Source organism: Butyrivibrio sp. NC2002, assembly GCF_000702265.1.
Lineage (GTDB): Bacteria > Bacillota > Clostridia > Lachnospirales > Lachnospiraceae > Butyrivibrio.
Window position 1 is genome coordinate 139,385 of record NZ_KL370881.1, and the last position, 20,652, is coordinate 160,036.

Sequence of the window (20,652 nt, forward strand, 5' to 3'; positions counted from 1 at the left end):
GGTCATTTTAAAAAATATTAAGTGAGGAAAGTGTTATGAAAACTTTATCGAGGGCAATAGTAAAACTTAGATTCATTATACTGATTGCCAGCCTTGCGCTGATGGTTCCGTGCTTTGCGGGATTTGCAGAGACAAAAGTTAATTATGATATTCTTTCGTACCTGCCCGGTGAGATTGAAACAATGAAGGGACAGGACATCCTCATGGATCAGTTCGGAACAGGTGCTTATTCACTGTTCGTTGTAGAGGGAATGGCTGATAAGGATATCGCGAAGCTTAAGGCTGACATATCAGAAGTTGAACATGTAAAAAAAGTCATCTGGTATGACACGTTTATGGATTACACAATCCCGAAGGAGATGCTTCCGGATGAAGTAGTCGAAGCTTTGGGAAAAGGCGACACACAGCTGATGTTTATCATTTTTGATGATACGACATCCGGTGACGGAACAATGGAAGCGATCACCAATATCCGTAAGATTGCAGATGAGAAATGCTTCCTTTCAGGTATGGCTGCAATAGTTCTTGATACCAAGAACCTTACAGAAAAAGAAACACCTATATATGTAGGAATGGCAGTACTGCTTGCAGTAATTGTTCTTTCACTTTCAATGGATTCCTACCTTATTCCTTTCTTCTTCCTTGCAAGTATAGGAATAGCGATAATGTTTAATATGGGAACCAATATTTTCCTTGGCGAGATATCGTTCCTTACAAAATCTTTAAGTGCGGTACTTCAGCTCGGAGTAACGCTGGATTACTCGATCTTCCTCTGGCACAGCTATCAGGAACAGCTTGAAAAGAGCGGAAGAGATGATAAAAAAGAGGCAATGGCAGAAGCGATTTCAGCTACTTTCCAATCGGTTCTCGGAAGTTCTATAACAACAATTGCCGGCTTCGTTGCTCTTTGCTTCATGAGCTTTAGAATAGGTCTTGATCTTGGAATAGTAATGGCAAAAGGTGTTATCTTCGGCGTAGTAAGCTGTGTAACCGTATTGCCTTCAATGATCCTTATCTGTGACAATGTGATTGAAAAAACAAAGCATAAACCGCTTATGCCTGAGTTTGTAAAGATTCCAAGATGGATATCAAAGCATGCTGTTGTATTTGGAATGGTCTTCCTGTGCCTGCTTCCAATTGCTATATGGGGTTACAATCACACAGCAGTTTATTATGACCTCTCAGAGACGCTTCCGGATCACCTCCCCAGCAGACAGGCGATGAAAGAACTTGAGAAAAACTTTGAGACAAATACAACCTACATGATCCTTACAGATGCAGACATGGAAAAAGCAACAATGCAGGCTATGGTAAAGGATCTGAAAGATGTAAAGGGAATAGATGCAGTCCTCGGTCTTGAATCACTTATCGGACCGTCACTTCCAAGTGAACTTATTCCCGAGGATCTTAAGAATGAACTTTCAAGTGACCAGTATCAGATGATGATGCTGACGAGTGAGTATAAGACAGCATCTGATGAAGTTAATGCTCAGATTGATGAAGTAAATTCAATAGTAAAGAGTTATGATGAAAATGCAATGGTTGTTGGTGAAGCGCCTTGTACAAAGGATCTTATAACTATAACCGATAAGGATTTTAAGACAGTAAGTGTTGTTTCCATAGGATGCGTATTCCTTATAATTGCTTTTGTAATGAAGTCAATATCACTTCCTTTTATATTAGTTGCAGTTATTGAGTTTGCTATTTTCATCAACATGGGTATCCCCGGATACACAGGAACTGTAATACCGTTTATTTCATCTGTAGTAATAGGAACTATACAGCTTGGTGCGACAGTTGACTATGCTATCCTTATGACAACACGTTATTGCCTTGAGAGGAAAAACGGTGAAAGCAAAAAACAGGCAACAAGGATTGCCCTTTCAACAAGTATGAAGTCTGTAATCGTAAGTGCGCTCAGCTTCTTTGCTGCGACCTTCGGTGTAGGACTTGTATCAAGTGTTGATATGATCGGTTCACTTTGCTTTTTGATGGCCAGAGGAGCAATTATAAGTATGATAGTTGTTATTCTGGTGCTTCCTTCGATGTACATGATTTTTGATGGCCTTATTATCCGCACAACCTGGGGAATGAGACAGTGCATAGAGATGGACAAGGAAAGAAAAAAGCAGAAGGTTGTAATGGCAAAAGCCATTTAATGCTAATGAGAAGCTAAACTTATTTAGATATAGAAAAGGGGAATGATTGTATGTATAAGAAGAATTTATTAAAAGCTACATCCGTATTCACTGCATTTGCGCTTGCATGCACATCCATGACAGGTTGTGGTCTGTGGGGCAATAAGGAAGAAACAACAGATACAGAAAAAACTCAAGAAGAGACAAAAGAAGATGAAACAGCAGAGGAACTTGTAGATACAATGACCAAAGCTGCTTACACAGGCTCAAAACAGGAATCAGACAGTGGAAAAGAAGAAACTGTTTATGTAATGACAGATGCCAAGGGCGATGTAAATGATGTTGTTGTTAGTAACTGGCTTAAAAATTCAGATGGTAGCGACACTATCACAGATACAACAAGCCTTAAGGATATCGTAAATGTTAAGGGTGATGAGTCATATACAGATAACGGTGACGGAACAGTAACATGGAATGCAGAAGGCTCTGATATTTACTATCAGGGAACTCCTACAAATGAACTTCCGATCGGAGTAAAGGTTACCTATACACTTGATGGTAAAGAGATGACACCTGAGGAGATCGCCGGAAAGAGCGGTAATGTTTCTATTCGCTTCGATTATACCAATACTCTTAAAGAGACAGTAAAGATCGACGGAGAGGACACAGAAGTAGATGTTCCTTTTACAATGATTTCAGGAACAATGCTTGATAACACAAAGTTTTCAAATGTTAAGGTTTCCAAAGGTAAGATTATTTCAGACGCTAACAACTATGTGATCGTAGGTGTTGCAATGCCCGGACTTAAGAAATCTCTTAAGATTGATGATGAAAAGCTTGAGGAAAACGACATAGATCCGGACGAAGTTGATATTCCCGATTATGTGGAAATAACTGCAAATGTGGAAAATTTCGAGCTTCCCATGACTGTTTCAATGGCAAGTGCAAACGTAGTATCAGACCTTGGTCTTGATAAGATCTACAATTCAGACAAGGTTGATACATTAAATGATGATATGGATGAGCTCTCAGATGCTTCAACTCAGCTTGTTGACGGCTCAGGAAAACTCTCAGACGGTACAGGAAAGCTTAAGGATGGCACCAAGGAATTAACAGACGGCGTATCAGATCTTAAGGATGGTACAGGAAAGCTTCGTGACGGAGCAGGCGAGCTTGCAAACGGCAGTGGTCAGCTCTCAGACGGTGCAAGTACTCTTAGCAATGGTATTGTTACTTATACAGATGGTGTTGCTCAGCTTGCATCAGGCACAACAACTCTTGATGATGGCGTAGGCAAGCTATCAAGCGGATCAAAGACTCTTACAACAGGAATCAAATCCGCAAAGGATGGTGCTAAAAAACTATCAGATGGCGCAGATCAGTTAAATGACGGTATTGGTACACTTTCAAACGGCATATCAACAAATCTGTCAGCTGCTACACTTGCAAAGAACACATTCGGCACAGCTTATGGAGATATAATCAAAGCAGTTGAAGCTATGCAGAGTGGAACAACAGTAACAAAAAATAGCAGTGGCGCAGACCAGGATGCTGAAATGGCAGCGCTTATAGCAGAAGTTTCACAAAAGCTTACTGAACTTAGTTCACAGATTCCTACAGAAGGTGAAGATGAGAGTGAAGAAAAAGATAGTAAGAAGAAAGCAGAAGCTGAGGAAGAGCCTGAAGTAGAAGAAAATAATGAGGAACAGATCCCGGAGAACGCAGAGGATCCTGCAAACGGAAGTGAAGAAGCAAATGATCCTTCTTCAGAACCTGGCAGCGATCAGAATGCTGATAATTCAGGTGAGCAGAGCTCTGACCAGAACACAGATAATTCAGGTGAGCAGAGTTCTGACCAGAACACAGATGAAACACCTGTAGAAAATACAGATGAGAGTTCTTCAGATAATGCTGATAGCAGCAGTGATTCTTCTGAGGAAAGCACAGAGCAGGCAGACAGCTCTTCTGAGGAGAGCACAGATGCTGCAGCTGATACATCTGCAGAAGATGGCTCAAATGAAGAAGCAGTTACAGATGCTCCCGCAGAAGGAGATGCAGCAACACTTGGTTCATCAGCCGAGAGCGTAAGCGGAGTTGATGAGTATGCACAAGATGCAGGATGGCAGGCAATTTACGGCCTTACAAACTATGACAAGACCTATTGGGATGGCGTATATGCCAAGGCTTCCAAGGTTCTGACCATGCAGACTGATATAGAAAATGCGCTGTCTAAGGATCAGAATGCAACCAATGCAGTATGCTATACGATTGTAGCAGATTGCTTTATGGCAAAAAGAAGTTTTGCACAGAAGGAACAGTATGTTTTCGCAAATTATGCTGATGCTGGTGATCCAGCACCCGATGGAAATCTGAATATTGCTCTTGCAGCAAAATATTATGGAAGAGCTCTTGAAAATGCATCAAAAGCTATATATTCAACAAACCCTGTCAGCGCACAGATGGCCGGCGAAGCATATTCAGCAGCTACACAGATTTACATGACATATCTTACTCTTGGAAGTGCAGAGAAGATATTTGATACGATCTATAACGGAACAGGCCAGGGCGGACTTAAGGATATTGCACAAGGAGCAGGTCAGATTGCAAAAGGAGCAGACGATCTTGAAACAGGTCTTGGAAAGCTCTATAAGGGCGGCAAACAGCTCAATTCAGGCATCGGCACTTTGGCAGATGGCACTTCAAAGCTTAAGGATGGAGCAAACGTTCTTGATAGCAACAGCGGAGCACTTAAAGATGGCGCAAGCAAGCTTGCAGATGGTGCACATGAGCTTTCAGAAGGCGCTACAAAGCTTAGCGACGGTACTGTTGAGCTCGATGATGGTGCAGGAAAACTCTACGATGGAACAAATGAACTTTCAGATGGTGTTACAGAGCTTGATGATGGAGCAAGAAAACTTGCAGACGGTATGATCGAGTTCGATGAAGATGGTATCCAGAAGCTTACATCTACTGTCGATGATGACCTCCTTTCAGTAACAGACAGACTTAAGGCTGTTGATGAAGCATCTCAGAGCTTCAAGACATTCTCAGGTGCTAACGACGATGAGCCCAGCTCAGTTCAGTTCATCATTCGCACAGAAGGCATTTCAACTGATGAGGATTAATACCTTGCACTAAGTAGGGAAAAATAATTAAATTAGAAAACCGGGTTTCGAAAAATCGAAATCCGGTTTTTTATTGTGCGTCTTGCGACGCACATTTGTATCACGCATTTTATGCTTATATTATTTTTCTGCGTAAGCATCAATTGCAAGCTTTAAGGCACCGAGGATACCCTGATCGTCATTGAGACTTGCAGGAACGATATAATCCTCGAGATGATCCATCTCTTCTGTTACAACATAGCCGTTCAAGGCTTCCTTAAACTTCTCTCTGATAAGAGGGAAGAGCTGCTCCTGGTGCATAACACCGCCGCCAAGAATGATCTTCTGAGGGCTTAAGGTAAGCACATAAGAAGCAAGAGCTGTTCCGATATATGTTGCCTCGATTTCCCATACTTCCTTGTTATCTACAAGAAGATCAGCTGTTTTGCCCCAACGTGCTGCAAGTGAAGGACCGCTTGTCAGACCTTCAAGGCAGTTGTCGTGGAAAGGACAGATGCTCTTGCCGGGATCGTTCTTAAGAAGGGGCATTCTGATATGTCCAAGTTCCGGATGAAGCATTCCGTGAAGGAGCTTGCCGTTAGACATAACACCGCCGCCAACGCCTGTTCCGATTGTAAGATAAATTGCATCTGTAAGACCCTTGGCACATCCATAAGTGATCTCTCCAAGAAGTGAGCCGTTAACATCAGTATCGAAACCGATAGGAACATTAAGAGCTTCCTTGGCAGCTTTTACTATGTTATAGCCTGACCAACCCTTCTTGGGTGTTGATGTGATGCTGCCGTAGTCTTTGGAATCTTTTCTTAAATCGATAGGACCAAAGCATGCAATACCGAGTGCCTGTACATTTTTGCTTTTGAAATAATCAAAAATCTGAGGCATTGTTTCCTCAGGTGTAAGAGTGGGAAACTTTACCTGTTCAAAGATTTTTCCGTTTTCGTCACCGATCGCGCAGACCATTTTGGTTCCGCCGGCTTCTAGTGAGCCATAAATCATAACTACCTCCCAAAAATAAATAAAGAATTTAGAAACTTACTACCATTTTTACCATGTATAATATATCATAAATTTATAACTTCTTGAACGCAAAAAAATGGAAAAAACGTTCAGGAATTCTATTATGAAAAAATGAAAAAGGAGAAAAGTGACTATGATGATTGAAATGATTGGATACATAGGTTCGGCATTGGTGCTGGTTTCATTTCTCATGGCATCTGTATTCAAGCTCAGAATTGTCAATACTATAGGAAGTACGATATTTACTGTTTATGCATTTATCATCCATTCCTATCCGACTGCGATCATGAATATATGCCTTGTGCTTATTAACCTGTATTATCTTATCAAAATGTCCAATACTGAAAAAAACTATGATTTTGTAGAGGTTGACAGCAAGGACAAACTCTTACGATATGTTATTGATACATATACTGATGATATTAAGAAATGCTTTCCGAACATATCTACAGAATTTAGCGATGCAGATCGGGGATATGTTGTATGTCAAAACGGCAAACCTGTTGGAATTATGCTTGGCAAATTAAACGGAAACGATCTTGATATAGAGCTTGACTATTCAATTCCTGAATACAGAGATTTTTCAATAGGGACCTTCCTTATGTCAAAGCTTGCAGCTGCAGGCATTGATAAATTGATTTTTACCGGTTCCGATGAACATCACAAAGAGTATCTTAACAAGATGGGATTTGTGAAAAAGGATGACTATTACGAGAAGGTTCTTTAATGATCCTTAGGATTTTTATATAAGACGACATAAATGATAAACGAGGATTTTGCATTTGTATTTGCAGAATCCTCGTTTTCGACTTGCGGTGCAAGTACTAATTTAGATCATAAGTGATGATTGTTCTAGCAGAATAGTTGCGGTAAACGTACTGCCCATTCCTTCTTCACTCTCAGCTGTAATATCGCCTTTCATGAGGCAGGCGAGGCGTTTTGCTACAGCAAGACCTAGTCCTGTACCTGTTCCGTATTTGCTGGGGTTGCGCTTTTCCTGGGCAAATGGCCGAAACAGGCTTGGCATAAATGAAGTGCTCATGCCGCAGCCTTCATCTTCTACGATGAATGTGATCTTATAGGAGTGATTTTTCTTTATGGACTGAACGGTTATGCTTATCTGTGAATCTCGTTCGCTGAATTTCACAGCGTTAGTCGTGAGATTTATGAGCATCTGCTGCGTTCTGCCAAGGTCACATATGATTTGCGGGTTTCCGCGATATGCACGATCTATGTTGACTGTAATATTTTTTTCCGAGGCAAGAGCTTTGGTTATGGTTTCAACCCCGTCAACTACCTCATCAAGAGACGTATCCATGGGAGAAAGATTTAAGTTGCCTCCGTCTATCTTGTCGATATCGAGAAGATCTGACATCAGACGAGCCAGATAATTACTGGAGGTGTAGATTTTTCTCATTTCTGATCTGAGCATTTCGGGGTTATCCTGGTTCATGCCAAGATAAGAAAGAGAAGCGATAGCATTCATGGGATTTTTGATTTCATTACTCATTCGGGACAAAAATTCGCTCATTCTGCGGTTTGCCATCTTCTCGTTTTCAAGAAGCCTGTCATTTAGACGGATTAGACGTTCGATTTTTTCCATTCTTTTGGCTTCATCAGTCACGTCCATAAAGGAGCCGACAAAACCTATTATTTCCCCTTTGTCATATATAGGGGTCTTGGAAGCTACGATCTCGCGCACTTCACCTTTTACAATACACTGACCGTGGACGTTATGAGTGCTTTCACCCTGCAAAACACGAAGCTCATCCTCCATGAAAGGAACAGGGTCGGGATGCCAGTTCATTTCTTCGTCGGTTTTTCCAAGAACTGCATTCACTGAGTCAAAACCATAAAAATCCAGAAATGCCTGATTTACACCGACAAAACGCCTTTCGGTATCTTTCCAGAAAAGGCAGTCCTGCGTGGTGTTTACAATCTTGTCAAATAAAAGGTCGAGACGCCCCTCAAGAGAAAAGCTTTTTAGCTTGTTTTCTTTTTTGGCTTGTACTACTTCGTTTTCATCTGTGTTGTTTGCCATTGTCCGATCCTCTCAATAAGAAAATTGAATAAATGAGGGTTAACTACGTGTGAATATTATCATTATAGCATAGATTTATGTTTGTCGAGCCATTTAATTTAATTAGGAAGAAAAGTATTATCGTTTTCAAATTCCGCTTTTATCAGATCGTACTCATCCCGGTTAAGGGAGAATAAAGAAGCACATAGTTGGTCAAGTTCTTCATACATTTTGGCAATGGCTTCTTTGTCGTCTGTGCTTTTTTTATTCTTATCTGCTATGGCAATAATATCATCGACTATGCTTATTATTTTATTTTGCATCTCTTCATCAGCATAAGGTATCGGAAGGCTCTCAAGATGAGATCTTAATACCTTTACTGAGCGGAACTTTTTTCGGTAATAAAATTCTGTGGCTCTGCAGTTTAATATGGCAAGGATATATTTTGTGCTGAGTCCCTCAATCTGAGGTATCAGTATGTTACAACTGTTTAGCGACAGAGTCTGCTTGTCATCGTAAGAAAATACAAGTCTGTTCCCGATAAATCTGTAAAGGAGCTTTTCCTTTGCTCTGTAGTATTCGGTGGGAGCACATTGCTGGCATTTGTTTCTGTCGAAAGCTATGTAGCATTTTGGGACGCTAAATGCATATTTGTAAATATCTGCGCCCTTAAGTATCACCTCGTTGAGGGGACTTTTCCTTTTTTTCAGCATGTCTTTGTTGGAGCCTGTGACTATTCCCAATGCAAAAATACCGTTACCAAGAAGCGTCTTTTTTTCGGGGACCATATCCATTTTGCTAAGAAGCTTATATTCTTCATCAGGCATCAGGAAATCGAAGATTTCGGCATTTATCTTCCTTTTTTCTCTGATGGTATAGGTGCGACCATCCTCAAAAACCTTAGGACTCTTTAGGACAAATTCATCTATGTCATTTCCATCCGAACCTGACCTTTTTTTTAGCTGCAGGATAATGGATGGGCATTGTACATGGTCAAACACTTCACCGAGGTATTCAAGGTGAGAGAGGGTGGTGTTTTTCAAAACATAATTTCTTATGGCTGTATGTGACCTGACATTTAGTATTGACTCTGGCAGCACATAAGATAACAGACCGTCTTCAGTAAGGCTTTCCACAGCCTTTTCAGTAAAGACGTCAAAGGATTCTATATTATTTGCCCCTCCGGACTCAAAGTTTTGAGACAAAAATAACTGCTGTGAATCTGAAAAACGTCCTCCCCATGGCGGATTTCCGAGAATGATATCATATTTTCTGCTTATATTTTCACACAGAAAATCCTGAATTTTTATATGCTCCTTGAAAAATTCGTAGTCGGGGCTGCCATATTTCATTGCGAGATTTATTCTGGTAATGTAAACGCTGATCTCGTCTATGTCTATTCCATATATATTTTCACGTGGGATCCCGGGAGGAAGCTGCAACAAGAAGTTTCCTGTTCCACAGCATGGATCCAGTATTGTTTTTTCAAGACCGCATGATAGAAGGGATGCCTCGAATAAATGACCAAGCAGCCGTTTGATGACTTTATTAGGAGTATAGTAAGCGCCTGTTCTTTTTCTTTGATCAACCATTTTTAGCGAGATATATAACAGCCCTAAAATATCCTCTCCCGGCTCGTAGATAAAGCGAATGGATGGAAGCGGGTATTTGCCAAAAAGGTCACTGAATAAGCTCTTATCGCCCAAAATATCGTCAATAAAAGGCGAGTATTCATCTATATCCAGATCGCCCTTTAAATATCTTATCAAGGCAGGCTCATCAGATTTGGGATTTTCATTATCAGGCCCTAGAAGTAAAGTGATCGCGGAGCTGGCAAGCAGAGCTCTGAGCAAAGTCTCCTCAGCATTATTAAACTGATCACTGCAGTTTTCATTTTCGATATTTTTTAGTATTTCCGAATAAGCTGACAGCAATTCTTCTGCCGCTTTTATATTGACTGATTTATCTGAAACATACGAACGGTACAGGAAATTACCGGATGCAAAACTCTTGTTGCGTCTGCTTTTTAAAAGCGTGCTGTCTTTTTGCAGACTTTTCTTTAAGTTTTCTACATATTCATCTGAGAAATTGTAGGCAGCTCCTCTTTTTCCCTGAGGAATCAGCTTTTTTAGTTTTACCCAGTTCCTGCCTGTAGCGGTAGATATGGATAGTTCCTTACATAATTCTGTCAGAGTATACATATAACTCCTTCCATGAGAATACTTAAAGGTAAATCAATATTTATTGTATCACAATTAAGATATGGTATATTTGTAAATTTCTGTTACTATAGTCTACATAGATATTTTTTAGAAGAGAACTATAAAAGAGGGGCTTTTTAAAACTATTATGAAAAAAGATGTGAGCAAAAAATCCGGAACAATGATTCCTTTGCTGGTTGTATTGTCGCTTGCGCTTGTCATATATCTTGCGGTGGCGCTGTATTTTACCGGACACTTTCTGTTTAATACTTATGTAAATGAGATAGATGCGTTCAATATGACTGCCTCGGAAATAGAAAAAGAAGTTTCGTCTGGTCTTGATGATTACAGACTGAGCATTTCTGCAAGAGGCGGGATAACAGAAGAAATAACTGCTAAAGAGATAGGACTGAGGCTTTTGTCGGGAGACCAGTTCGTAGTTGCACTAAGAGAACAAAATCCTTTTCTGTGGCCTTCTTATCTTTTTAAAGACACATATATTACTACAGAAACTATAGTTTCGTATCCCGAGGATGTGGTCAAAAAAAGAGTAGAAGAGATGCCGGTTTTTGATAAGGATATGATAAAGGAACCGGTAGATGCCTACATCTCCGATGAAGTTGGGGAGAATGGATTTTATATCGTACCGGAAGACCCCGGAACTGCCCCAAAAGAAGAGAAAGTACTTTCTTCAATATGTGATGCTCTTGATGTACTGGATACAGATCTCATTCTTCCGGATGAGTGCTATGAGGAGGCTGAAATAAAAGAGGGCGATCCTCAGCTTATAGAGTTATGCAATAATCTCAACAAGTTCTGCACCGCAAGGATAACTTATGAGTTTGGCGATGACACCATTGTTGTTGACGGCACACAAATTAAGAACATGTGCAATATATCAGGCACGGAGGTTAACCTTGATCAGACGCTTGTAAGGGAATTCGTCAATTCCATTGCAAGAAAATATGATTCTTTTGGTAAAAACAGGACTTTGACCACGCATAGTGGTGAAACAATTGAGATAACAGGCGGAGATTACGGATGGTGGATGGATAGAAGCACAGAGACAAAAGAACTGTGTGATGCCATCATAAACGGTGATAAAGTGACGAGAACGCCGGTATACTTCGGAAAAGCAGCAGTGTACGGAGATAACGACTGGGGTGAGAATTACGTTGAGATAAATCTCACAGAGCAGCATCTGTGGGTATATGTGGACGGAATGGTTGCAGAGGAATCTGATTTTGTTTCAGGATGCGTAAATAAAAGAACTCCCACACCAACAGGAACCTACGGGATAACCTATAAGGAAAGAGATGCAACCCTTGTTGGAGAAAATTATTCATCACCTGTTAAATACTGGATGCCTTTTAATGGCAATGTGGGAATGCATGATGCAAGCTGGCGTTCGGAGTTTGGCGGTGAGCTCTACATTACAAGCGGTTCGCATGGATGTATAAATCTTCCTGTAGATAAGGCGGCTTCAATTTTTGATATTATTTCAAAGGGCGAGGCGGTACTTGTATACGGCGGAGAAACAGTTCCAAGAATTCCCGAACAGGTGCCTGGAGAAAATATAGATGAGACTCCTGAGGGAGGTCTTGAAGGCACGCAGCAGATAGTTCCGCAGGATGATGGCCTGGTTGCTCCTGAGGCAATTGAGACTTTGCCGGGGAGTGCCGAAGAGGTTCCTTTAGAAGAAGGACAGGAGGCTGCTGCGCAGAACGGGAGTGAAACAAATCCCGAGATAAATCCGGAAACAGGAACGGGTGAATAAATAGTAAAAAAGAGGAAATCACATAAAAGTGATTTCCTCTTTTTCTTTTTACGGTTTACATTTAGTCACCGTTTACTATGCTTTCGAGTTCTTCCTGTGCCTGACTTATCTGTTCTGCGGCATTTTCAGCGCCTTCCTGTATTGCCTGCTGAGCTGTTTCTGCGGCTGAACTTTCAGGTGCCGGAGTTTCTTCAGCAGGTGTCTCGGCAGGAGTTTCTGCTGCAGGAGCGCTTTGGATGACAACACCGTTTGCAGCCATCTGTGCCTGTTCCTGCGCGATTATTTCAGCTATATTTGGCTGAGCCATGAAGTCTGCTGTGTGGTGACAGGTAGCAGTAGGAGTCATCACAGTATTACCGTTTTCATCAACAGAAGTAGTGTAGTTTGACTCTGTAGGAGCTACTCCGGATTGTGCCTGCAAAGCTGCCGGTTCTACAGGAGTGAGCTCAAATATTCCGGTTGTCTTAAACGGACATTGATCGGTTGCAGGAAGGTTATCGCACTGACAAAGTGTTCCTGCATAATGTACATCACAACTGTCTGTAGGAATAGTACCTTCTGCAAAGTATTCGGTCATGAGGGCACCGTCACATAGACCGGATATTCCCTGTTTTCCTGATCTCGAGCATACAGTTCCTGTTACTACTGAATCGGGCTTGGTGAACTGCGTAGCGGGAAGATCTTCATGTATCTTCTCCATTACCGCACGCCAGAGAGTCTTTGCAAGTCTTTGCTCTGCGGTAGAAGACAGGTCTACGTTGTTGTCATATCCTGCCCAGGTTGTTGCAGTATAGTATGTTGAATATCCTGCAAACCATACATCGTTTTCATCGGAAGTAGTACCGGTTTTTCCGGCAATTGCTGTGCCACCGAAGTTAACAGCTGTACCTGTTCCGCTTGTTACAACGTCCTGCATGGCGCTTGTGAGAAGGTAAGCTGTTGAATCCTTAAGGATTCTTGTTGACTCGGCAGAAGTATTGTCCAGGATTGTATTTCCATCATGGTCAACAACCTTTGTATAAAGCTTGGGCTTTATGTATACACCGCCGTTTGCGATTGCGGCATAAGCGGCATTTAGCTCTACGTTCTTTACACCGTGGGTAAGACCACCGAGAGCTGTTGGAAGCTGGATATCTGAATAAACTTTGCCGTTAATTTCTTCGCTCTCAACTATTGTTGTAAATCCGAAATTCTTCAGATAGTCAAAAGCAAGCTGAGGAGTGATGAGCGTCATTGTCTTTACGGCGATGATGTTCATTGAATCCTTAATAGCTGTTCTGATCGTTGTCAGTCCTCTGTAGGATTCGCCGTACCAGTTGTTGACAGGTCTTCCGTCCGGATAGTTGAAAGGAGCATCATTAAATACTGTTGCAAGTGTGAGTCCTGCGCTGTCAAGGGCGGGTGCATAGGTTGAAAGCACCTTGAAGGTTGATCCGGGCTGTCTCACAGTATCTGTAGCTCTGTTGAGCGTTCTGGATGCCTTCTTTTCACCTCTGCCTCCGACCATTGCAACGATGTAGCCTGTTGAGTGGTCTTCGACTGTTAGAGAAACCTGAGGCTGAGGAGTTAAGTTTATAGACTCACCCTCTACAGTATCTCCTTCGGACATAACTGCGGCTTTGTACTCATCGATAGCTGCCTGAGCTTCTTCTTCAGAAGAAAAGAGAAGATTGAAGCTGCTTTTTTGCTCCTGAAAATATGACTTCATCATTTCTGAGCTGTAGTTTGTTTTGTTTCCTTCTGAATCTACAGTAGTAAGAGCATATTCGAGAAGGTACTTGGTTCCTTCAGGATAGTTTGCTTCGTCAGAGAATACTTCATCGCATTTTCTCTGGATCTCAGGATCCTGAGTGGAATAAATCTTAAGTCCACCGCTGTACAGAAGTGTGTAAGCCTGTGTCTCGTTGTATCCTGCCTCGATCAGATCGTCGATCAGCTGATTTGTGAGAGCATCTACAAAGTAGGAGTTGATGCTGTCATCTGTTGTCTCTTCATCGACTACCTGGATTCTTGCATATACGTCGTCGGCCATAGCTTCATCATATTCTACCTGAGTGATATAGCCGTGCTTAAGCATGTGATCAAGAACTTTGTCACGTCTTACGACGTTGTTCTCAGGATGTGTGATCGGGTTATATCTGCTGGGGTTCTGAGTGATTCCGGCTATAACCGCACATTCTGAAAGTGTAAGGTTTGATACTGACTTATTAAAATATCTAAGTGAAGCAGCCTGTACACCAAGGGTATTACTTCCAAGGTTGATTGTGTTCATGTAGTTGAGCAGAATCTCGTCCTTGCTCATGGTTTTTTCAAGCTGTATTGCAAGATATTGTTCCTGGATCTTTCTCTTTACCTTGGCAATATCGGAACTTTCACTTGTCCAGCCTGTAAAAACATTGTTCTTAAGGAGCTGCTGGGTAATAGTACTGGCACCCTGAGACAACTCTCTGCTGGTGATACCGACAACAGCTGCACGGATGATACCCTGAATATCAATACCGTTGTGCTCGTAGAAACGCTCATCCTCTATTGCAACGAATGCATGGGCGAGGTTTTCCGGGATCATATCCCAGGTTACGGGTATACGGTTTGAATCGGTAGATACCAGTTTGGCTGTCTGATTTCCTTCGGTGTCGTAGACGAAGGTTGAATAACCGGTAGGTGTAACACTTATGTTTCCGATATCAGGAGCGGTATCTATAATCCCCCTGAAAACACCAATTCCTGCAGAGGTCAGGATAACGCAAAGACCGATAATAGCTACAAGAATCAGCTCGAAAGATATAAGGGATATTTTCTTCCCCCATTTTTTGGTACCTGAGAGGATCTCCTGTTGCTGATCTCTGATACCTTTTCTTCCAAAATTCATATATTCCTCCATTAATAATTTTCATAGATTCTTGCGGGCGATTTCCACTTTTGCCCGCAAGAAGTGATATATTTTTCTAATGAAAATTTGTATAATATTATAGCAAATAGTCAGATTAAAGAATAGGGTTAACTATGGAAAATAAAGGAAGTTATAGAGTGATCCTCACTGAAGGCTCAGGTGAAGTGGTCGAAAAAAAGTCCAGATTTATCGCAAATGTGTTTTCGGTAAAGGATGTGGAAGAAGCAGAAACAAGGATAGCAGCGATGCAGAAAAAGTACTGGGATGCAAGGCATAACTGCTATGCTTTTGTTATAGGCTCTGATTTTGGAATAAGCAGATGCAGCGATAACGGAGAGCCGTCAGGAACGGCCGGAAAGCCAATTTTTGAAGTTATAAAAGGCTCAGGTGTTACGAATGTTTTGATCGTTGTCACCAGATATTTTGGCGGAACACTCCTTGGTACAGGTGGTCTTGTAAGAGCATATACACAGGCTGCGCAGGCAGGACTTTCTGCCTCTGTAATAGGAGAGATGGTATATGGCGCTAAACTGCATCTTAACGCTGATTACAATCTTGTCGGAAACATACAGTATTATCTTAGAAATGAAGGTATACCTATTGAAAATGAGGTATATACCGACAGAGTTGAGTATGATATAACGGTAAAGATGGAAGACGTTGACAGAATAACAAAAGGGCTCACCGAAAAAACTGACGGTAAGCTCATAATAGAACAAAAAGAGGAGGGATACTATCCATTTTAGTATCCCTCCTTTTGAGTTGTTTTTATTTTTTATTTTTATCGATAAACTGCATCTTGTTATCGCCGGATGCATTATTCTGGTTAATAGCAACACCAAGCGTTTCTGATTTTTTCTTCATCTTCATACATGCAGGACATACCGTTCCGAAATTAAGCGGAGATCCGCATATCTGGCAATAATTTCCCATGATTACCTTCTGAATGGTGGGGTCATCCTTGTACTGGATACGTCCCTGTTTTATCCATTCATTGACTTTGGACAAAGAGATGCCGAAATGCTCTGCAACCTCATAATCCTTTACATCATTAGCACGAATGTAATCTCTTACATCAGCAAATAACTGAAGCTCTTTACACATAGGGCACAAATCGGCCTTGGGATCAGGATTGTACAGAATTTTCCTTCCGCAGTTTTTGCAAACACGGTCATGCTTGTGCTTGTTATTTAATTCATCCGGAACGCCAATAAATTTATTATCCATGTATTTATTGTATCACATGATGGAAGATTATTTACCAGCTTTTTGTTTTGCAGCAAAACCTGCTCTCTTTCTGAGTGTAGGATCAAGGATCTTCTTACGGATACGAAGAGAAGTGGGAGTAACCTCCAAAAGCTCGTCAGTATCAATGAAGTCGATGCTCTGCTCAAGTGACATGATCTTCGGGGGAACAAGTCTTAATGCTTCGTCGGAAGAAGATGTTCTTGTGTTTGTAAGGTGCTTTGTTTTACATACATTTACTTCGATATCTTCGCTCTTTCCGCTTGAACCGATGACCATTCCTGAGTAAACCTTGTCGCCGGGGCTGATGAAGAGCTGTCCACGCTCCTGAGCATTGAAAAGGCCGTATGTTACAGCTTCACCTGACTCAAATGCTATAAGTGATCCCTGCTTACGATAAGAGATATCTCCTTTGTAAGGAGCATAGCCATCAAAGATTGTGTTCATGATACCGTTACCCTTGGTATCTGTCATGAACTCACCTCTGTATCCGATAAGTCCTCTTGAAGGAATGAGGAACTCAAGTCTTGTATAGCCACCGTTGGCAATACCCATGTTGATCATCTCGCCCTTTCTTTCACCGAGCTTCTGGATGACACTACCTGAGAATTCTTCGGGAACATCGATATAACATTTTTCCATAGGCTCGAGCTTCTTGCCGTTTTCATCTTCTTTGTAGATAACTTCGGCCTTACTTACTGCGAATTCATAACCTTCGCGACGCATTGTCTCGATAAGAACGGAAAGATGAAGTTCTCCACGTCCTGAAACCTTGAAGGTCTCTGTGGTTTCTGTATCTTCAACTCTGAGAGATACGTCCGTGTTGAGCTCTTTATAAAGTCTGTCTCTTAAGTGACGTGATGTAACAAATTTACCTTCCTGGCCTGCAAGAGGTGAATCGTTAACAATAAAGTTCATAGAGATAGTGGGTTCTGAGATCTTCTGGAAAGGTATAGCAACAGGTGCGTCAACTGCGCAGAGTGTGTCACCGATCTTAAGATCATCGATACCTGAAATAGCAACGATAGAACCGATGCCTGCTTCCTGTACCTCGGTTTTTCCAAGTCCTTCAAACTCATAGAGCTTACTTACTTTTGTCTTAAAGCTTCTGTCGGGCTCGTGGTGGTTTACGATCATTACTTCCTGGTTAACTTTAAGTGTTCCGTTGTCGATCTTACCAACACCGATACGTCCTACATATTCGTTGTAGTCAATTGTACTGATGAGCATCTGTGTACCTGCATCAGGATCACCTACAGGAGCGGGTATGTAGTTGATGATTGTGTCAAGAAGAGGCTTTAAGTCGCTTCCGGGCTCATCAAGTGAAAGTGATGATGTACCTGCCTTTGCTGATGCAAATACGAAAGGACAGTCAAGCTGCTTGTCATCGGCACCAAGGTCGAGAAGAAGCTCAAGAACTTCGTCGATAACTTCCTCGGGACGTGCCTCGGGTCTGTCAATCTTGTTGATGCAGACGATTACGGGAAGCTTAAGCTCCATTGCCTTACCAAGAACGAACTTGGTCTGGGGCATTGCGCCTTCAAATGCGTCAACTACAAGGATAACACCGTTAACCATCTTAAGAACACGCTCAACCTCTCCTCCGAAGTCAGCGTGACCGGGAGTATCGATGATGTTGATCTTGATATCTTTATATGTGATGGCAGTATTCTTGGACATGATGGTGATTCCGCGCTCACGCTCGATATCGCCTGAGTCCATGACTCTATCTACGACATCCTGATTGTCGCGGAAAACACCGCTCTGTCTTAAAAGACCATCTACAAGTGTAGTTTTACCGTGGTCAACGTGAGCGATAATAGCAACGTTTCTGACATCGTTTCTTGTCTGTTTCATGGTATTCCTCCGTAAAATTAGTGAAAAGTTAAAATGATTTCCTTACATATAATAAGGAAAGAAAAATGCAAATTAAATTTGAAACTTTGATAGTATAGCATGACGCTTTTACAGTTTCAATATGTAATGTTCATAATAAAACTTCTTAATTAATTGCTTTCTATGTGCATAAAAAGTGTGACAACTTTATGTTCCTTATTCAATTTTCAGCATATTTTTGGTATAATAGACTAAAACAAAATAGTAAAAATATTATCTATATGAAGATGGATAAGAAAAAATATATTTTTGAGGAGGAACTTAACATGACGATTATAGATAAGATTTTTGGAGAACAGGACGGTATTCATACCACTACCTCCGAGGACGAACTTCAGCTTGAGCAGACCGGAACAAAAGAAAAGAAGCCAAAAGCAGAGATATCCGAGGAAAATACTGTCAGATTTACAGAACATGACAGATTTTGGGAGGGTATGAAATAATAAAAGAAAGTAAAGATTAATTTCGCTACATAAGTTATTACGGGTTTACTGTGTGATTTTAATTAGTTTAATTCGCCGTGTTGACGTGTTAAAGTGCTGGTGCTATGATTTTATGAGGCCGACTCACCATGTGATGGGTCGGCTTCATTTTTTAGATTATGAAGATTTCTTGAATCAGAGATTTAAGATGCTATTCTTTTGAAATATGAAAAAAGGAGAAGAAAACATGGCTGTATTCAAAGGGGCCGGAGTTGCTATCGCAACACCGTTTTATGAGGATGGGAGTGTCAACTTCGATGAGTTTAAGAGACTTATTGATTTCCAGATAGATAATGGAACAGATGCTATTATAGTCTGTGGCACAACCGGAGAAAGTGCCACAATGACAGAAGAAGAGCATATGGAGGTCACCAGATTCTGTATTGACTATGTTAACAAGAGAGTACCTGTTATTGCCGGTGCCGGTTCCAATTGCACCAAAACAGCTGTTGATCTGTCTGTAGATGCTGCAAGAGCAGGAGCAGACGCTATTCTTTCAGTTACTCCATACTATAATAAAGCTACTCAGGGTGGACTTTTTTGCCACTTTTCAGAAATAGCAAAAGCTGTAGATATTCCTGTGATCCTTTACAATGTTCCCAGCAGAACAGGCACCAACATTTTGCCGGAGACTGCAGCAAAACTCTGCAAAGAGGTTGATAATGTCGTAGGAATCAAAGATGCTACAGGTAATCTTGCCCAGACATCCAAGATGATGCAGCTTTGCGAAGGCAAAATGGATCTGTACTCAGGTGAGGACGGACTTGTAGTTCCGATCATGGCACTTGGTGGACTTGGCGTTATATCCGTTCTTTCAAACATTGCGCCCAGACAGACACATGATATGTGTGCTAAAGCTCTTGCCGGAGATTTTGGCGGCGCAAGAGAGATACAGCTTAAGGCTCTGCCTCTTATCGATGCTCTCTTTTCTGAGGTTAATCCTATCCCGGTTAAGTCAGCACTTGAAATGATCGGATTCAAGGCAGGCCCGCTTCGTTTGCCTCTTACAACAATGACTGATGAGCACAAGGCAGTTCTTGAAAAAGAGATGAGAAATTTTGGCCTTATAGATTAATTTTGGGGAGTGTATCGGTATGACAAGAGTGATCATGCATGGATGCAATGGCAGAATGGGACATGCTATTGCAGGACTTATTGAAGAAGATCAGGATATAGAAATAGTTGCAGGTGTAGATGCTTTCGGCGAGAGCAACTATTCATTTCCTGTTTTTAAGAGTATGGAAGAGTGTGACGTTTTGGCAGATGCGGTAATTGATTTTTCAAATGCATCAGCTGTGGACGGACTTCTTGCTGCATGTGAAAAGAAGAATCTTCCTGTTGTATTATGTACAACAGGTCTTTCCGAAGAACAGCTTGATAATGTTAAGAGAACATCTGAAAAGATTGCTATTTTGAAATCAGCAAATATGTCTGTCGGAGTAAATATGCTCATGAAGGTGCTTTCAGAGATATCACCCGTTCTTGCTGCTGCAGGATTCGATATTGATATTGTTGAGAAGCATCACAACCAGAAGCTTGACGCACCAAGCGGAACAGCTATCGCGCTTGCAGACAGCATTAATGCATCACTTCCTGAAAAATACGATTATGTATATGACAGAAGCACCAGAAGAGAAAAGAGACCCAAAAACGAAATCGGCATTTCGGCAGTTCGTGGCGGCACGATAGTTGGTGACCATGATGTTATTTTTGCAGGCATGGACGAAGTTGTTACTATTTCACACAGAGCATATTCCAGAAGCGTATTTGCCAAGGGAGCTATTGAAGCAGCTAAATTCCTTGCAGGTAAGAGTGCGGGAATGTATGACATGAGCGATGTGATAAAGTGATTTTTTCGGAG

Annotated in this window: 14 protein-coding genes; 8 read left to right on the forward strand and 6 right to left on the reverse strand. The window is 41.5% G+C overall.

Translation table 11 applies throughout. The features are described from left to right. Window positions 1-35: 35 nt before the first annotated feature. Both T543_RS11660 and T543_RS11665 read left to right on the forward strand, forming a co-directional pair. Window positions 36-2,159 (forward strand): efflux RND transporter permease subunit, encoded by a 2,124-nt coding sequence (locus tag T543_RS11660; RefSeq protein ID WP_035768710.1) that lies wholly within the window; start codon window positions 36-38, stop codon window positions 2,157-2,159. Between the two features lie 50 nt (window positions 2,160-2,209). Beyond that, complete coding sequence (locus T543_RS11665) at window positions 2,210-5,263, forward strand: hypothetical protein (protein ID WP_035768711.1); 3,054 nt, start codon at window positions 2,210-2,212, stop codon at window positions 5,261-5,263. A 120-nt stretch (window positions 5,264-5,383) separates the two neighbouring features. Here T543_RS11665 and T543_RS11670 read toward each other — a convergent pair whose 3' ends face one another. Then, window positions 5,384-6,259: an ROK family protein gene (locus T543_RS11670; RefSeq protein WP_035768712.1), complete on the reverse strand. Its 876-nt coding sequence runs from the start codon at window positions 6,257-6,259 to the stop codon at window positions 5,384-5,386. Window positions 6,260-6,413: 154 nt separating this feature from the next. Between T543_RS11670 and T543_RS11675 the strand changes: the two genes are divergently transcribed. Continuing rightward, on the forward strand, window positions 6,414-7,007 hold the full coding sequence (locus T543_RS11675; protein WP_035768713.1) for a YgjV family protein: 594 nt from the start codon (window positions 6,414-6,416) through the stop codon (window positions 7,005-7,007). A gap of 102 nt (window positions 7,008-7,109) precedes the next feature. Here T543_RS11675 and T543_RS11680 read toward each other — a convergent pair whose 3' ends face one another. Both T543_RS11680 and T543_RS11685 read right to left on the reverse strand, forming a co-directional pair. Further along, window positions 7,110-8,321 carry a PAS domain-containing sensor histidine kinase gene (locus T543_RS11680; protein ID WP_035768715.1) on the reverse strand — a complete coding sequence of 404 codons (1,212 nt, stop codon included), beginning with the start codon at window positions 8,319-8,321 and terminating at the stop codon, window positions 7,110-7,112. 98 nt (window positions 8,322-8,419) lie between these two features. Continuing rightward, window positions 8,420-10,501 (reverse strand): TaqI-like C-terminal specificity domain-containing protein, encoded by a 2,082-nt coding sequence (locus tag T543_RS11685; RefSeq protein WP_051638746.1) that lies wholly within the window; start codon window positions 10,499-10,501, stop codon window positions 8,420-8,422. 148 nt (window positions 10,502-10,649) lie between these two features. Here T543_RS11685 and T543_RS11690 point away from each other — a divergent pair, with 148 nt between their 5' ends. After that, window positions 10,650-12,278, forward strand: a complete 1,629-nt coding sequence (locus T543_RS11690) for a L,D-transpeptidase family protein (protein ID WP_051638747.1) — start codon at window positions 10,650-10,652, stop codon at window positions 12,276-12,278. A gap of 61 nt (window positions 12,279-12,339) precedes the next feature. On the opposite strand, the gene T543_RS11695 is transcribed toward T543_RS11690, so the two are convergent. Further along, window positions 12,340-15,147, reverse strand: coding sequence for a transglycosylase domain-containing protein (locus T543_RS11695; RefSeq protein ID WP_081830057.1), 2,808 nt, complete (start codon window positions 15,145-15,147; stop codon window positions 12,340-12,342). Between the two features lie 134 nt (window positions 15,148-15,281). On the opposite strand from T543_RS11695, the gene T543_RS11700 reads away from it, so the two are divergent. Further along, a complete protein-coding gene (locus tag T543_RS11700; RefSeq protein ID WP_035768718.1) occupies window positions 15,282-15,914 on the forward strand; it encodes a YigZ family protein in 633 nt (210 codons plus the stop codon). A 22-nt stretch (window positions 15,915-15,936) separates the two neighbouring features. On the opposite strand, the gene T543_RS11705 is transcribed toward T543_RS11700, so the two are convergent. Together T543_RS11705 and typA are read right to left on the reverse strand one after the other, a co-directional pair. Next, on the reverse strand, window positions 15,937-16,395 hold the full coding sequence (locus T543_RS11705; protein WP_051638748.1) for a MerR family transcriptional regulator: 459 nt from the start codon (window positions 16,393-16,395) through the stop codon (window positions 15,937-15,939). 27 nt (window positions 16,396-16,422) lie between these two features. Beyond that, window positions 16,423-18,270 (reverse strand): translational GTPase TypA, encoded by a 1,848-nt coding sequence (typA, locus tag T543_RS11710; protein ID WP_035768720.1) that lies wholly within the window; start codon window positions 18,268-18,270, stop codon window positions 16,423-16,425. A gap of 305 nt (window positions 18,271-18,575) precedes the next feature. On the opposite strand from typA, the gene T543_RS15920 reads away from it, so the two are divergent. The 3 genes from T543_RS15920 to dapB all read left to right on the forward strand — a co-directional run bounded on the left by T543_RS15920 (window position 18,576) and on the right by dapB (window position 20,641). Further along, window positions 18,576-18,752 carry a hypothetical protein gene (locus T543_RS15920; RefSeq protein ID WP_155843261.1) on the forward strand — a complete coding sequence of 59 codons (177 nt, stop codon included), beginning with the start codon at window positions 18,576-18,578 and terminating at the stop codon, window positions 18,750-18,752. Between the two features lie 226 nt (window positions 18,753-18,978). Beyond that, complete coding sequence (gene dapA, locus T543_RS11715) at window positions 18,979-19,866, forward strand: 4-hydroxy-tetrahydrodipicolinate synthase (RefSeq protein ID WP_035768722.1); 888 nt, start codon at window positions 18,979-18,981, stop codon at window positions 19,864-19,866. A gap of 19 nt (window positions 19,867-19,885) precedes the next feature. Beyond that, on the forward strand, window positions 19,886-20,641 hold the full coding sequence (dapB, locus tag T543_RS11720; protein ID WP_035768723.1) for a 4-hydroxy-tetrahydrodipicolinate reductase: 756 nt from the start codon (window positions 19,886-19,888) through the stop codon (window positions 20,639-20,641). The last annotated feature ends 11 nt before the right edge of the window (window positions 20,642-20,652 follow it).